The following is a 13,766-nucleotide window of genomic DNA, read 5'->3' on the forward strand; positions in this document are numbered from 1 at the left end:
TCCGCGGCGCCCCGGGTCTAGTACCTTTGCCTTGGATGGATGCGCCGGTGCTACCGCTGGCAGGCAGCGACAGCATGGGCGCATCCATCCAAGAAAACGGCACGGGATTCGGGATGCGGCGGATCCGGCTTTGCCGGCCCGCCCGCATCGCCCCCTGGGGCGCGCGCGTCAGCGCGTAGGAGGGGCTCTGATCAAACATGGACTACAAGAAAACTCTGAATCTTCCCGATACCGCGTTCCCCATGCGCGGCGATCTCGCCAAACGCGAGCCCGGCTGGGTGGCGGCCTGGGAAGAGAAACGCGTCTACCAGGCCATACGCGCGGCCAGCGCCGGCCGCCCGCGCTTCGTACTGCATGACGGCCCCCCCTACGCCAACGGCGACATCCACCTGGGACACGCCGTCAACAAGATCCTCAAGGACATCATCGTCAAAAGCCGCACCCTGGCGGGCTTCGACGCGCCCTACGTACCGGGCTGGGACTGCCACGGCATGCCCATCGAGATCCAGATCGAAAAGAAGTACGGCAAAGGGCTGCCGGTGGGCGAGGTGCAGGCCAAGGCGCGTGCCTACGCTACCGAGCAGATTGCCCGGCAGAAGAAGGACTTCAAGCGGCTGGGCGTGCTGGGCGATTGGGACAACCCGTACCTGACCATGAATCCGCGCAACGAGGCCGACGAGCTGCGTGCGCTGGGCACCATACTCGAGAAAGGCTTCGTCTTTCGCGGTCTGAAGCCGGTCAACTGGTGTTTCGATTGCGGCTCGGCGCTGGCCGAGGCCGAGGTCGAATACGCCGATCGGACCGATCCTGCCATCGACGTGGCGTTTCCCTTTGCCGACCGTGCCGCGCTGGCCAAGGCCTTTGGCCTGCCCTCGATCGACGAGGAAGGCGCCATCGTGATCTGGACCACCACGCCATGGACCATTCCGTCCAACCAGGCGTTGAACGTCCATCCCGAGATCGACTATGCCTTGGTGCGCGTGAATACCCCGCAAACCTGGGGCACGCTGCTGATCGTCGCGCGCGAGCGGGTCGAAACCTGCCTGCAGAACTGGGACCTCGAAGGCGAGATCGTCGCGACCTGCAAGGGGCAGGCGCTGGACCACGTCAGCTTCCGCCACCCGCTGGCCCGCAAGGATGCCGGCTACGACCGGCTCTCCCCGGTCTACCTGGGCGACTATGTGACGCTGGACACCGGCACCGGCATCGTGCACTCGGCACCGGCCTACGGCGTGGAAGACTTCATCTCCTGCAAGAGCAACGGCATGCCGGACGGCGACATCATCAGCCCGGTCATGGGCGATGGCCGCTATGCCTCCACACTGCCACTGTTCGGCGGACTCTCGATCTGGGATGCCAACCCCAAGATCGTCGCCGCGCTGGAAGAGGCCGGCACGCTGCTCAAGGTCGAAAAGCTCCGCCACAGCTACATGCATTGCTGGCGCCACAAGACACCGATCATCTACCGCGCCACCAGCCAATGGTTCGCGGGCATGGACGTCCCGCCCACCGAAGGCAACGGCACGCTGCGCGAACGCGCGCTGGCCGGGATCGAGGCGACCCGCTTCTATCCGTCATGGGGCAAGGCGCGGCTGCAGGCCATGATCGCCAACCGGCCGGACTGGACGCTGTCGCGCCAGCGGCAATGGGGCGTCCCGATGGCCTTCTTCGTGCACAAGGAAACCGGCGAGCTGCATCCCCGCACGCCCGAGCTCATCGAACAGGTGGCGCAGCGCATCGAACGGGACGGCATCGAGGCCTGGCAGTCCCTCGACCCGCGCGAGCTGCTCGGCGACGAGGCCGATCTGTACGAGAAAAACCGCGACACGCTCGACGTCTGGTTCGATTCCGGCACCACGCACCAGACCGTCTTGCGCGGTTCGCATGCCGCCGAGGCAGCATGGCCTGCCGATCTTTACCTGGAAGGCTCAGACCAGCACCGCGGCTGGTTCCATTCCTCGCTGCTGACCAGCTGCATGCTCAACGGCACGCCGCCGTACAAGGCCCTGCTCACGCACGGTTTCACGGTCGATGGCGAAGGCCGCAAGATGAGCAAGTCGCTGGGCAACACGCTGGCCCCGCAGAAAATTTCCGACACGCTGGGCGCCGAGATCCTGCGCCTGTGGATCGCCAGTACCGACTACTCCGGCGAACTGTCCATCTCGGACGAGATCCTCAAGCGCGTCGTGGAATCGTACCGGCGCATCCGCAACACCCTGCGCTTCCTGCTCGCCAACCTGAGCGACTTCGACTTCGCCAAGCAGGCGGTGGATCCGGCAGACATGTTCGAGATCGACCGCTACGCGCTGGTCATGGCCCAACGCCTGCAGGACGAGATCACGGCGCTCTACGACCGCTATGAATTCCATCCCGCCACGGCGCGGCTGCAGACGTTCTGCTCCGAGGACCTGGGCGCCTTCTACCTCGACATCCTGAAGGACCGCCTCTACACCACGGCGCCGCAGAGCGTGGCTCGCCGATCGGCGCAGACCGCACTCTGGCACGTTACCCAGGCGCTGCTCAAGCTGATGGCGCCCATCTTGTCATTCACCGCGGAAGAGGCATGGGCGCTGGTCAACAAGGATGCGCTGACCATCTTCACCGAAACCTTCCACGCGCTGCCGGCGCAAGCCGGCGCCGAGGCCCTGCACGCCAAGTGGAACCGTATCCGTGAACTCCGCGGCGAAGTCACCAAGAAACTGGAAGAAGTCCGTGCAGCCGGGGGCATCGGCTCGTCGCTGCAGGCCGAAGTGGACATCCATGCACCGTCCGCCGACTATGAAGTCCTCGCCAGCCTGGGCGAGGACCTGCGCTTCGTGCTGATCGTCTCGCGGGCCGGCGTGCTCCGGACCGATGGCGAACTGCGTATCGAGGTCGCGCCTTCCGGCCATCGCAAATGCGAGCGCTGCTGGCACTGGCGCGAGGACGTCGGCACCGATCCCGAGCAGCCCGAGATCTGCGGCCGCTGCGTCGCCAATCTCGAGGGCGCGGGCGAACCACGCGAGTTCGCCTAATGGGCGCGTCCGCCGTGCGCCCCCGGCTTGCCGGGTGGCTGGTGATTGCCGGATTGATCATCGTCGCCGACCAGATCACCAAGATCATGGTCGACCGGTTGTTCGCCTATGGCGAACGGCTGCCGCTCCTTCCGGTGCTCGACCTCACGCTGCTGTATAACCGCGGCGCGGCCTTCAGCTTCCTGGCCGGCGCCGCCGGCTGGCAGCGCTGGTTCTTCACCGTACTGGCGCTTGCCGTCTCGGGCTTTATCGTCTGGATGCTGGCGCGCCACGGAGACCGGCGGCTGTTCTCGTGGTCCCTGACGCTTATCCTGGGCGGCGCGCTGGGCAACGTCATCGACCGATTCCTCCACGGCCACGTCATCGACTTCGTGCTCCTGCACTACGGCGGCTGGTTCTTCCCCGCCTTCAACCTGGCCGACTCCGCGATCACGATCGGCGCCGTCCTTCTGATCCTCGACGAGATCAAAAGGAAGGGGAATTAACCCCCTACGCGCTTACGCGCGTAGGCATGGCCCACCCCCCGGCGGCCTTCGGCCGCTCCCCCCAAAGGGGGCGGCACTGGCGGACCGGCAAAGCCGGACCCGCTGTGCCCTGGATCTAGTGACATTTTCTTGGATTGCCACACCCGAGCTGCCGGTGGCAGCCAGCGACAGCAACGGCGCTCCAACCCGAGAAACCCTCACTCGACCCAGGATGCGGGTGGATCCGGCTCCGCCGGTCCACCCGCATCGTCCCCTGAGGGGCACCCGTCAGCGCGTAGGGGGGGGCCTATATATAATTGTGGAATCCCAACCCGCCTCCCCTGCCCCCATGTCCGAACTCGCCAACAAGCGCCTCGTCGTCGGTATGACGGGCGGCATTGCGTGCTACAAGATCGGCGAACTGGTGCGGCGCCTCATCGAACAGGGCACGACGGTGGATGTCGTCATGACCGAGGCGGCGACGCGTTTCATTACGCCGGTCACGATGCAGGCGCTGTCGGGCCGCCCTGTCTACGTGGACCAGTGGGATGCGCGCATGCCCAACAACATGGCGCACATCAATCTGACGCGCGGGGCGGACGCCGTACTGGTTGCCCCGGCCAGCACCGACTTCCTGGCCAAGCTGGCGCACGGCATGGCGGACGATCTGCTCACGACCTTGTGCGTGGCCCGTGCCTGCCCCTTGCTGGTGGTCCCTGCGATGAACCGCGAAATGTGGGCCAACCCGGCCACCCAGCGCAATGCCGCGCAGTTGCGGGCCGATGGCATCACGCTGCTCGGTCCTGCCGAGGGCGACCAGGCTTGCGGCGAAGTCGGATCGGGCCGCATGCTCGAACCGCACGAGATCCTCGAAGAACTGGTCGCCCACTTCCAGCCCAAGCTGCTGGCCGGCAAGCGGGTGCTCGTCACGGCGGGCCCCACTTCCGAACCCATCGACCCCGTTCGCGTGCTGACCAATGTGTCCTCGGGCAAGATGGGCTATGCCATCGCACGGGCCGCACGCGAAGCCGGGGCGGATGTCACGCTGGTTTCCGGGCCGACCGCGCTGGCCACGCCGCGGGGGGTACGGCGCATAGATGTCACGACCGCGCGCGACATGCTCGAAGCGGTGACGTCCAACGTATCGGCTGCCGAGGTCTTCATCGCCGTCGCCGCGGTGGCCGACTGGCGCGTCAAGGAGGCCAGCGCCCGCAAGCTCAAGAAAACCGAAGACGGACCTCCGCAGCTGGAATTCGTGCAGAATCCCGACATCCTGGCCACCGTGGCCGGCTTGCCGCAGCCGCCGTACTGCGTGGGCTTTGCTGCTGAAACGGAGGACCTGGGCCGCCATGCTGCCGAGAAGCGCGCACGCAAGCGCATTCCGCTGTTGGTAGGCAATCTGGCGCAAGAGGCGCTTGGCCACGACGATACGACGCTGGTGCTGTACGACGATGCCGGCGAACATCCACTTGCACGGCAGCCCAAGCTCGCCGCCGCGCGCCAATTGATAGCCGAGATCAGCCGTCGGGTCCTGGGCAGCGGCCCGGCCGGCGCTCAAGGAACATCGGCGCCGGCCGGCAGCCATGCCGGATCGTAGTATCTATCGGGAGAACCTGATGCCTTTCGATGCGGAACCGCCCGGGGGCGACTACGCCGCCTACATCGACAGACTAGTCAATCGCGGCACCGGCACGCCGGGGGCGCAGGGACTGCTCAAGACGGGCACCGGCGGATTCCGGCCGGCGCTCAGGCTCCCGGGCCGCCAGAACGACACCCGCAGTCCCGGCCAGCAATATACGGCCGGCACCGGCATCCCGTCGGCTCCGCAGGCACCGCCTGCGCCGTCGGCCAACATGCCGGCCGGGATCAGCGAACCGGCCTCGCAAGCCACGCTGGCGGCCCAAGGCAGCCGGGCCGTAGGCGGCACCGTCCAGATTCTGCTGGGCGTACTGTTCGGCGTATTGACCGTCGGCAGCATCGTCGCCGCCTTCCTCGACGAGGACCCGCTCGAGCCGTTCAACATATTCCGCACCGTCGCCTTGTTCATCCTCGCACGCGTCCTGATCCTGCGTGGCCGCCGTGCGCTGCAAGGCGCCCAAGCCATGCCCGGCGTATCATTGCCGCCCTTCGTTCCCCCGTCGCGCCCATCCGGGCGCGACAGCCGCCCATCCTCCCATCGCAGCCCATGAAATCCGTAGATCTGAAAATCCTCGATGCGCGCATGCGCGACTACCTGCCCGCCTATGCCACGCCGGGATCGGCTGGATTGGACCTGCGCGCCTGCCTGGACGAGCCGCTCACGCTGGCCCCGGGCCAGACTGCGCTGGTGCCCACCGGCCTGGCCGTTCACATCGGCGACCCAGGTTATGCCGCGATGATCCTCCCGCGTTCGGGCCTGGGCCATAAGCATGGCGTCGTGCTCGGCAACCTGGTGGGCCTGATCGACTCCGATTACCAAGGTCAATTGATGGTGTCGACGTGGAACCGCGGCCAAGCTCCCTTCGTGCTGCAGCCCATGGATCGCCTCGCGCAGATGGTGATCGTGCCTGTGGCGCAGGTAAGCTTCAACCTGGTCGAGGAATTCGAAGAATCCAATCGTGGCGCGGGTGGGTTCGGCAGTACCGGCAAGCACTAGGGTCGCGCCCATGACGAAGATCGGCCGCGCAAGGCCCGAGGCGGATCTGGAAGCCGTCCGTATCTACGACGCGCTGCGCCGGCGTATTTTCCAGGGCCATATCCGGCCCGGCGACGAACTGAACCAGGTCCATATTTCGCAAGAATACGGAGTCAGCCGGACCCCGGTGCGCGAAGCGCTACGCATGCTGCAGGCCGATGGCCTGGCAGAAGCCCGCTTCAAGTACCGGATGACGGTCACCCAGGTCACGGCTGCCGAAGTCGACCAGATCTACGGACTGTGGATTGCCAGCCAGGCCGTCGCGACACAGATCGCGCTGAGCAGGATCACGCCGGCCGATCTGGCGGCGTGCCGCAAGGTCCTGGAGAAAATGTCGCGGCTCAACGGCGAGCTCTCTACCCAGTGGCGGTCGCTGCACCTGGAATTCCACTACATTCTCAATCGTCCCGCCGGCGAGGTCTTCTGCGAGAAAATGGAGGAGTATTGGCACCGCACCGAACGGGCACGCTTTTCCCTCGAGCAGACATCGCCGTCCCTGTTCGGCGATGACCGCGGCGACCACAGCGGCCTGCTCCACGCCTACGAAACACAGAACATGAAAGAGGCGCAGCGCATCAATACGCTCCAATTGGTGCGATCGGCCACCGCGTCCATCAGCATCATCGATCCCGGCTACACGCCGGTATGCATCCAGAACGCGCTGGAGGCGCTGCGCATACGCCTGTGAGCGGCGCGCGCAGCGCATCAGTCCATGAAGCGCCCGCCCGACATGTTCAGCGTCTCGCCGGTGATATAGCCGGACTGGCGCGATGCGAGAAACAGGGCGGCAGCGGCTGCCTCCTGCGATCGCCCCACCCGGCCGACCGGAATGCCCTTGACGACCTGGGCCAGCTCTTCGCCGGTCTTGTGGACCTGCACGTCGAACAACGCGGTGGCAATGACGTTGACGGTCACGCCCGAGGGCGCCAGTTCGGCAGCCAGCGACCGGGAGAACGCGATGAGCCCGCCCTTGGCCGCGGCATAGGGGCTCACTCCGGGATGCGCCCCGGTCTTTCCCGACATCGAGCAAAAGGACAGGAGCCTGCCGAACTTGCGTGCCGCCATGCGGCTGGCCGCCTCGCGCAGCACGAGGACGGGCAATAGGAGTTCATCGCGGATGACCCGGCCATAGGTGGTCGGATCCAGATCCAGCGCCTTGCCGACGGACACCGGCGGAGAAACGTAGACCGCGACGTCCAGCGGGCCGCCCGCCGCCTCGCAGCGGTCCAGGAAGGCTGCTATCGCGGCGGGGTCGTCCGCTGCATGCGCGGGGAGCTGCGCGCCCGCGGTGCCGGCACCGCCGCCGTCCGACAAGGAGGCGACATGGACGCGGGCACCGTTCGCCTCGAAGCCTTCGACGACGGCAGGGCCGACGCCCCCCTCGGCGCCGAGGACGAGTACCGACAACCCGGCCACGTCGGCCACCGCGGGAAACTGCTGCATCTGCATGGCTTACTCCTGCATCTTGATGTTGTACTTGGCGATCACGTCGCCGTAGCTGCGGAACTCGCGATCGACCACTGCCCGCATCTCCGCCGGCGTAGAGGGACGCACCGTCAGTCCGAACTTGTCGAGCTGCGTGCGCACATACTCCTGCTCCACGCTCGCGCGAATGTCGCGGTAGAGCTTCTCGGCGATAGGAGCCGGCACGCCCGCCGGCAACATGAAGCCGTACCATGCCTCGGTCGAAAAACCGGGCACACCCTGCTCCGCAAAGGACGGAATGTCCGGTGCATGGGAGTTGCGCTGCGGCGCCGCTACGCCCAGCGCCTTCAACTGCCCCGAAGCAAGATAAGGCTGGACCGTATGGGTCGCCACGAAAAACGCATCGACCTGTCCGCCGATCAAATCCGTGACGGCCGGCGCGGTGCCTTTATAGGGAACGTGCAAAAACTCGGTTCCCGTCATCTGCTGCATCTGCGCCAGGAAGATATGCGAGGGCGAACCCATGCCGGCGCTGGCGAATGCCAGTTGCCCGCGATGGCTGCGGGCGTAGTCGAGAAACTCCGTCAGGGTATTGAAGCGCGACTTGGCCGACACGACCAGCGTCATGTCGCCATAGCCTGCGATCATTAGCGGCTGCAGGTCGCGCATCGGGACGAAGGCGTCCGACTTCATCAAATGGGCCGTCACAGAAATATTGGTCGCCATGACGCCGACGGTATAGCCGTCGGCTGGAGACTGCGCGACCGCCTGCGCACCGACGTGCCCGGAAGCCCCCAGCCGGTTTTCCACTACGACCGGCACTTTCCAGTTCTTGGACAATTCCTCGGCCACGAGGCGGGCCAGCCTGTCCGGCCCCGTTCCCTGCGTGAACGGAACAACGAATCTCACCGCCTTGGTGGGATACTCCATCGCCGCGCTGGTCCCGACCGCAGCCAGGCAGGACAGCAGGACGACGAACTTCAAGAAGCTACGGACTAACATGGAACGGCCCTCCGAAGAGACAAGTTGCACGGCGCAAGACACAGCCGATAGGGATGAAAGACTTCAGCGCGGCATCGCGGCGTCCACTACCTCGCGCATATCGGCACACGCATCGAGCTGCGTGATCGCCGCGATCAGGGAGCCCGCATCGACGGCGGGGCAAGCGGCGAGGTTCTCCCGGAACTTCTCCACCAGCGTGTCGAACGGCATGTCGGCGCCGGCAGAGCCCGGCGCCGCCGACCGGCCGCCGCCGTGCTGCCGTCCGTCGTCGTCCTCCACCATGACCTCCGCAAGCAGGTTCGAGGGCGAGGATTGCCCCGCCGCGACGATCTCTATCCTGCCTTGCAGCAGTCGGCGTACGTCCGGATGTTCCCGCATAGGCGCCTCGAAACTGCGAGGGTCGATCACGCCGCCCGCCAGCGCGGCCGCAACGATATAGGCAAGCGAATGGTCGGCGGCCTCGCGCGTCCGGGGTTCGAACGGATCGCTGCGAATGGCGTGCAGGTGCTGATAGACGCCGGGGTCGGCGTGCACGACGACCTTGGCCACGGATACCAGCTGCTTGCCGGCCGCAAGCAGCGCTTCCCGGGCCCGCAACGCCGACAGGATCGCGCTCTGTCCGCGCGAGCCGACCGGCCAGCGCTTGAAACTCCCGCGCGCGATGCCGGAGAACCGGGAAATCCCGGCCAGGCATTGCAGCGCGCCCTCGGCTTCCTCGCCGGTCACCCCCAACTTGCCGAGGAATCCATCCTTGCCTTCGAACGGACGGACGACGCCTTCGACACCGCAGCTCGCCAGATAGCAGGCGTAGACCGATTGGCGGACACCATCCCCGCCGTTGAATCGCTTCCACATGGTCAACTCGCCATGCGCATCCGGTTCCGAGGACTCGACCTCGTTCGACGGATAGTGCGAGTTCACGGTGATCGAAAAGGCGTGCCGGAACTCCGTATGGCCGAGACCTAGCAAGGTCCCCACGGCCGCCGTCGCCCCGAGCGAGGTAATGACCGGATAATCCCACCCCGCCCGCTCCGGATCGAGGAACTCGCTCAACGCCACGATCAACTCATAACCTATGCATAAGGCCCGGACTACGTCGCGGCCCGGGGCGCCCACGGATTCCGCCACGGCCACCACGCCGGTCAGGATGTCGCTCGGGTGCGCCCCGCCCTTGCTGCCGAAGTAGAAATCGTTGAAGTCGTAGGCTCGCAGCGGAACGCCATTGAGCAGCGCCGCATGCTCCGCGCTGACCCGCTCTCCGGTGCCCCATAGCCGCGCGCCGTGCTCAACGGGGAAGCGGGCGGCGAACGCCCTCGCGCGCAAGCAGGCGCGATGATCCAATGCGCCCAACACGACGCCGAACGAATCGAGGACGATTTTCCTGGCGGCATCCCGGCACGGGGCGTCGATCTCGAACGATGCGGCGCCCACACTGAACGTGGCCAGGCGATCGAGAAAGACGTCATTAGGCAAGGCGGCGTTCATGCGGTCTCCTTTAGGCCAAGCGCGCTCACGCAGTGATGGTGTATTTCTGGGAACCCAGACCGGTAATACCCAGCTCCAGCACTTCGCCTCCCTCCAGATAACGCGGCGGCCGCATACCCAGACCTACGCCGGCCGGCGTACCGGTGGTGATCAGGTCGCCGGGCAACAGCGTCATGAACTGGCTGACGTAGCTGACGATGTGCCGGCAGTCGAAGATCATCCTGCCGGTATTGCTGTCCTGCACGCGCTGCCCATCCACGGCCAGCCAGATGTCGAGCGCCTGGACGTTTTCGACTTCATCGGCAGTGACCAGATAAGGCCCCACGGGGCAGAAGCGATCGAAGTTCTTGCCCTTGTCCCATTGGCCGCCGCGTTCCAGCTGGAACGCCCGGTCGGACAAGTCGTTGACGACCACGTAGCCGAATACATGGTCCAGCGCCCGTTCCTGCGGGACGCTCCGGCACTCGGCGCCGATCACGATGCCCAGCTCCACTTCCCAATCCATCTTCTCGGCATTGCGCGGCTTGGGCACGTCGTCATAGGGGCCGGAAAGGGTAGAAGGCGCCTTCATGAAAATGACCGGTTCCTGCGGTACCGGCTGCCCGGCCTCGACGGCATGATCGGTGTAGTTCAGCCCGATGGCGACGATCTTGCCTGGCCTGGCCAACGGCGCACCCAGTCTATGCATGCCCTCGACTCGAGGCAGTAGTTCCACGTCGATGGCGGCAAGACTGGATCCCAGTCCACGCCCCAGGGCCTGAGGGTCGATGTCGATCAGCAGGCCGGACAGATCCCGTATCCGCTCTTGCGCATCCAGGACGCCCGGCCGTTCGTGGCCTTCGGGGCCATATCGCACTATTTTCATTCCTGCCCCTCGTCAATAAATGAATGCCAGATTGCGTTGCCACCCTGCCCTGTCCAGCATCAGGATGCGCTTCTCCCTTATCCTGAAACCTTGGCTGGACATGGGAAGGATGTACTCGACCCGGGCCACGATAGGACGCACCTCGCCCAACCCCACCTGGAACCAGTCGCCCGCGCGCATCTCGTAGATCATCTGGCTGGTCGACACATGCCAGGCACCTTCGCGCTCTTCGCCCACCACATTCGAGATGAAGTGCAGCGTCCGCGAAGGCGGCTGCTGCGCGGGAAACCAGTGGTGCACGAGATGATGGACACGCTCTTCCCGCGCCATCTTGTTGTCGCAAACGATCGCGGCCTGCCGTCCAGGACGGTCTTCCTCGGTCAGCGGGACGACATACATGCCGTCGTCTTCGAACAGGTCCAGCCAGGCTTCGTACTGCCGGTCATCGAGCAGCTTGGCCTCCCGGAAAATGAATTGGGAAATGTCTTGCAGCATTGGGCTTTCCATTCTCGGTTCGTCCATGGCAAATCAGGCGCCGTGCGCGGCCGGCTTCATCAGGCGCCGCCACTCGCGCCACAAGGCCCGCTGCGGCGCTTCGCTGGAAGGCAGGCCGCGATAGTCTCCGTCTTCGGTTATCTCGTCGGTGTCCATGCCGCGGTCGAACACCAGCCACTGGACGCGATCGGCACGCAGTCCCTGGGTGACGCGGGCAAAAATCTCCACGTCGTCGGTCATGCCGAATCCCGAGGGACCGTAGAAGCGCTCCTGGCTGCGCAGCATGCCGGCGTTGAAGACATCGGGCGCACCTTCGAGCTCGTACGGATAGATGAGGACTTCGGTTTCGTGCGCCGAGATGGGCCGCCACACCCGTATCTGCTGGTGGATCATTCCCATGCTGGGGAATACCGTGGAGGTCGCCTTCGAGGTGATGCGCTCGAAACCTTCTTCGCCGTGCTTGTCGAGCAGGCCTCGATAGAACCCTCCGAACTCGCCCTCGAGAAAATAGGATGGGTCCGCGGGGGGAACCTGAGCGAAGCCGTGGCCGTACCGGCACGACCAGGTCGATCCCCGGAAGCGCTGTTCGCGCATCTCGCGCGTGCTGCGTCCCTTGTGAACGCCGAAGTCTCCGGTGCTGTCCCCGTACTTGGCCTGCAGTTTCACGAATCCGCCATGCGTATGCATGAAGTGATACGCATCGACGATGTTTTCGGTTTGCAGCTTCCAGTTTCCCGGATAGCGGCACACATAAGGCTTGGAAGCGATGACGATACGTCCATGCGGCGAGAGGTCGAGCTTTGCGTCGATGATCGCCTTCATCGCCCCCAGGTAGGTTTCCAACGGCACGATATCGGGATCCATGGAGACGAAGACGAGGCCGCGATAGGACGCCAGGCGAGGCACTGGCACCAGGCCCTCCGGTTCCTCGAAATTCGGCCCATAGCCCCCGGGGTCGTTGCGCTCGGAAACCAGTCGGGTTTTCCCGGACAGATCGAAGATCCAGCCATGATAGGGACAGCGCAGCTCTTGCACGCTGCCCTCGGCCTCGCGCAGCAGCGCCGCGCCGCGATGCACGCAACGATTGAAAAAGGCCTGCAACTGCCCTTGCTTGTCACGGATGAGGATGACGGGCTGCCGGCCGACTTGCGCGGTCTTGAAACTTCCGGCCGACGGCAACTCCGTCTCGTGCCCGACGTAGATCCAGGTGCGCTCGAAGATGCGGCGCATTTCCAGGTCGAAGACCTCCTCATCGGTATACGCCTCCGTCCTGACCAAGAATTGATGTCCCGGTTTCTCGCGGACGTAGTCATCAGGATCGATATCGAATGCTCTTCCCATGCCTGCCTCAGTAGACGCCGCTTGCGCGCTGTTCAAAGTACGCGGGCAAACCCTCCCCCTGCCAGGCCGCCAGGCCAGCACATGCAAAAAGGCCGAGGAGATTCTGTCGCTCGCCCGAAAAAGTGGATACACTTTTAGTCTGTTGTTAGCAGAATCATTTGTCAACCACTTTTGTCATCGCGACGCGATGGCCTTGTACGGAGGCGAGCATGTCCCGAGTCTTGCGCGAAGCCCTGGCGGCAAAGAAGACGGTCTTCGGAGGATGGTGCGCGCTGCCCTGCGCATTCGGCGCCGAGCTGATGGCCGATGCCGGCCTGGACTATGTCTGCGTGGATCAGCAGCATGGGCTGATCGACTACGCTCACGCAGTGCCGATGTTCACGGCAATCGAGCGTGCGGGCGCGATACCGGTGACGCGCGTGCCGGCCGCCGCGGACTGGATGATCGCCAAGGCGCTGGATGCGGGTGCCCAGGCCGTCATCGTGCCGATGTGTGAAACGGCCGAGCAGGCTGCCGCGGTGGTGTCGGCGTGCCGCTACCCGCCCGAGGGCACCCGGTCCTACGGCCCCATCCGTGCCGCGCTGGTAAGAAAGGCGCGCGACACCGCCGTGCTCGGCGGCGAGCCCATGTGCTTGGTCATGATCGAAAGCCGCAAGGGCTTGGAGAATCTCGATGCCATCGTTGCCACACCCGGCCTCGACGGTATTTACATCGGGCCGGCCGATCTGGCGCTGGGGCTGGGACTGGAGCCCGACCTGGACAAACCCGAAAAGGAACACGCGGATGCCATCGTGGCTATCCTCCGGGCCTGCCAGCGCCAGGGGCTGGTGGCCGGCATCCAATGCTCGGGCGGGGCATCGGGCCGCAAATACGCGGGAATGGGGTTCGGGTTCATCACTATCGCGAAGGACAGCGCCCTGCTGCAGGCCGGCACCAAGCAGGAACTCGCCCGCGCCGTCGGCGAGACCGCCAACCCGGCCGCTGCCGGGTACACCTGAAAC

13 protein-coding genes are annotated in these 13,766 nt (G+C 65.2%); 7 read left to right on the forward strand and 6 right to left on the reverse strand.

The genetic code is table 11. From position 1 onward, the window contains the following. Nucleotides 1-197: 197 nt before the first annotated feature. The 6 genes from ileS to QHC78_RS00630 all read left to right on the forward strand — a co-directional run bounded on the left by ileS (nt 198) and on the right by QHC78_RS00630 (nt 6,840). Nucleotides 198-3,014, forward strand: a complete 2,817-nt coding sequence (gene ileS / locus QHC78_RS00605) for an isoleucine--tRNA ligase (protein WP_319741930.1) — start codon at nt 198-200, stop codon at nt 3,012-3,014. After that, the gene (lspA, locus tag QHC78_RS00610; RefSeq protein WP_319741931.1) at nt 3,014-3,499 is read left to right on the forward strand and encodes a signal peptidase II; all 486 of its coding nucleotides are present in this window, start codon (nt 3,014-3,016) and stop codon (nt 3,497-3,499) included. The genes ileS and lspA overlap by 1 nt, the downstream gene beginning before the upstream one ends. Nucleotides 3,500-3,827: 328 nt before the next feature. Beyond that, the gene (coaBC, locus tag QHC78_RS00615) at nt 3,828-5,075 is read left to right on the forward strand and encodes a bifunctional phosphopantothenoylcysteine decarboxylase/phosphopantothenate--cysteine ligase CoaBC (protein WP_319741932.1); all 1,248 of its coding nucleotides are present in this window, start codon (nt 3,828-3,830) and stop codon (nt 5,073-5,075) included. A 19-nt stretch (nt 5,076-5,094) separates the two neighbouring features. Beyond that, complete coding sequence (locus QHC78_RS00620) at nt 5,095-5,667, forward strand: phage holin family protein (protein WP_319741934.1); 573 nt, start codon at nt 5,095-5,097, stop codon at nt 5,665-5,667. Next, the gene (dut, locus tag QHC78_RS00625; RefSeq protein ID WP_319741935.1) at nt 5,664-6,113 is read left to right on the forward strand and encodes a dUTP diphosphatase; all 450 of its coding nucleotides are present in this window, start codon (nt 5,664-5,666) and stop codon (nt 6,111-6,113) included. The genes QHC78_RS00620 and dut overlap by 4 nt, the downstream gene beginning before the upstream one ends. 10 nt (nt 6,114-6,123) lie before the next feature. After that, nucleotides 6,124-6,840, forward strand: a complete 717-nt coding sequence (locus QHC78_RS00630) for a GntR family transcriptional regulator (RefSeq protein ID WP_319741936.1) — start codon at nt 6,124-6,126, stop codon at nt 6,838-6,840. A 17-nt stretch (nt 6,841-6,857) separates the two neighbouring features. Here the strand turns inward: QHC78_RS00630 and QHC78_RS00635 are convergent, their stop codons facing one another. The 6 genes from QHC78_RS00635 to QHC78_RS00660 all read right to left on the reverse strand — a co-directional run bounded on the left by QHC78_RS00635 (nt 6,858) and on the right by QHC78_RS00660 (nt 12,765). Then, entirely contained in the window at nt 6,858-7,601 is a 744-nt protein-coding gene (locus QHC78_RS00635; RefSeq protein ID WP_319741937.1) for an SDR family NAD(P)-dependent oxidoreductase, read from the reverse strand. A gap of 3 nt (nt 7,602-7,604) precedes the next feature. Then, a complete protein-coding gene (locus tag QHC78_RS00640) occupies nt 7,605-8,579 on the reverse strand; it encodes a Bug family tripartite tricarboxylate transporter substrate binding protein (RefSeq protein ID WP_319741938.1) in 975 nt (324 codons plus the stop codon). Between the two features lie 63 nt (nt 8,580-8,642). Further along, the gene (locus tag QHC78_RS00645; protein WP_319741939.1) at nt 8,643-10,064 is read right to left on the reverse strand and encodes an MmgE/PrpD family protein; all 1,422 of its coding nucleotides are present in this window, start codon (nt 10,062-10,064) and stop codon (nt 8,643-8,645) included. Nucleotides 10,065-10,089: 25 nt separating this feature from the next. Then, nucleotides 10,090-10,929, reverse strand: a complete 840-nt coding sequence (locus tag QHC78_RS00650; RefSeq protein WP_319741940.1) for a fumarylacetoacetate hydrolase family protein — start codon at nt 10,927-10,929, stop codon at nt 10,090-10,092. A 12-nt stretch (nt 10,930-10,941) separates the two neighbouring features. After that, on the reverse strand, nt 10,942-11,424 hold the full coding sequence (locus QHC78_RS00655; RefSeq protein ID WP_319741942.1) for an aromatic-ring-hydroxylating dioxygenase subunit beta: 483 nt from the start codon (nt 11,422-11,424) through the stop codon (nt 10,942-10,944). Between the two features lie 33 nt (nt 11,425-11,457). Further along, nucleotides 11,458-12,765 carry an aromatic ring-hydroxylating oxygenase subunit alpha gene (locus QHC78_RS00660; protein WP_319741943.1) on the reverse strand — a complete coding sequence of 436 codons (1,308 nt, stop codon included), beginning with the start codon at nt 12,763-12,765 and terminating at the stop codon, nt 11,458-11,460. A gap of 209 nt (nt 12,766-12,974) precedes the next feature. On the opposite strand from QHC78_RS00660, the gene QHC78_RS00665 reads away from it, so the two are divergent. Beyond that, nucleotides 12,975-13,763 carry an HpcH/HpaI aldolase family protein gene (locus QHC78_RS00665; RefSeq protein ID WP_319741944.1) on the forward strand — a complete coding sequence of 263 codons (789 nt, stop codon included), beginning with the start codon at nt 12,975-12,977 and terminating at the stop codon, nt 13,761-13,763. Nucleotides 13,764-13,766 lie beyond the last annotated feature (3 nt).

The organism is Pigmentiphaga sp., assembly GCF_033795525.1.
Taxonomy (GTDB): domain Bacteria; phylum Pseudomonadota; class Gammaproteobacteria; order Burkholderiales; family Burkholderiaceae_B; genus Pigmentiphaga.